The sequence below is a fragment of the Bradyrhizobium cosmicum genome, assembly GCF_032290525.1.
GTDB classification, from domain to species: domain Bacteria; phylum Pseudomonadota; class Alphaproteobacteria; order Rhizobiales; family Xanthobacteraceae; genus Bradyrhizobium; species Bradyrhizobium cosmicum_A.
Map to the genome: position 1 here is coordinate 1 of NZ_JASXTA010000065.1, position 1369 is coordinate 1369.

Consider the following 1369-nt stretch of genomic DNA (forward strand, 5'->3'; position numbering starts at 1 on the left):
GGGACGCGATTCGGAGGGGCGAAGGGCGCGGAGAAGGCACAACTTTGCTAAGAGTGTGTGCTGTGACCGGCCTCCTCGAAGCCACACGATGGAGAGACGTGGTGGACTGAAGTGAAATGGACCCCGATTTTGGGACCACGTGCTTAGTTGGAAGGGGCTGCTCCGTTTGATAGACGGAGCGCATGATGACGACGAAGACGAGACGCAAGATCGACGCGGCACTGAAGGCAAAGATCGCGCTGGAAGCCGTGCGGGAGCAGGCGACGGTGGCCGATCTGGCCCAGCGCTACGAGGTTCACCCGAACCAGATCTATGCCTGGAAGAAGCAACTGCTGGACCAGGCGGCCCGGGCCTTTGACGCGGGTGTCGGGCGGGAGAGCGAGGACGCTCGCGAACGCGAGATCGAGAAGCTGCACGCCAAGATTGGACAACTGACAGTCGAGCGCGATTTTTTAGCGCGGAGGTCCGGAAGATGAGCACGCCGGACCGTCGAGGAATGCTCGATCGCGCCGACATAGCGCTGTCGATCCGCCGGCAATGCATGTTGCTTGATATCGCGCGCTCTGGGGTGTACCGGCCGCCACGGCCGGCCAACGACAACGACCTTGCCCTGATGCGGCGCCTCGACGAGCTGTTCACCGCGGCCGTTCCTGGGCTCGCGGCGAATGACCGCGATGCTGAAGGCTGAGGGGCTTCAGGTCAATCGCAAGCGCGTGCAGCGGTTGACGCGCAAGATGGGCATCGCGGCGCTGGGACCGAAGCCGAACACGACGAAGCCGGCGCCGGGCCACAAGATCTGTCCGTATCTGTTGCGCAACATGATAATTGATCGGCCGAACCAGGTGTGGGCGGCGGACATCACGTATCTGCCCATCGGCCGCGGCTTTCTCTATCTCGTCGCGATCATCGACTGGGCGAGCCGTGCGGTTCTGGCGTGGCGGTTGTCGAACACGATGGACGTCTCGTTCTGCATGGCGGCTCTGGAAGAGGCGCTGGCGAAGTACGGCAGGCCGGAGATCTTCAACACCGACCAGGGCAGCCAATTCACCAGCGCGGCCTCACCGGCGCGTTGGCGGCCGCAGGGATCAAGATCTCCATGGATGGCCGCGGTCGTTGGATGGACAACGTCTTCATCGAGCGGCTGTGGCGATCGCTCAAGCATGAGGACATCTATCTCAAGGGCTATGCCGACGGCCGCGAGGCCAAGGCAGGGATCGCGAGCTGGATCGCCTTCTACATGTCAATCGGCCCTTTAATTGCGGTTTGTTGTCAAGCTACCATTCTTCCTCTCTCCAGTGACACGCCGGTAGCGATTGCTCCGTCGGAGCTGGTCAGGTTGCGGAGACGGAGCGATCGCGGATGGCGAGAC

The 1369-nt window shown here is 62.5% G+C and carries 1 pseudogene; it reads left to right on the forward strand.

Annotation, left to right across the window (positions count from 1 at the left end):
* Positions 1-185 precede the first annotated feature (185 nt).
* Positions 186-1369, forward strand: a pseudogene (locus QSV46_RS41650) (IS3 family transposase); the annotation flags it as partial.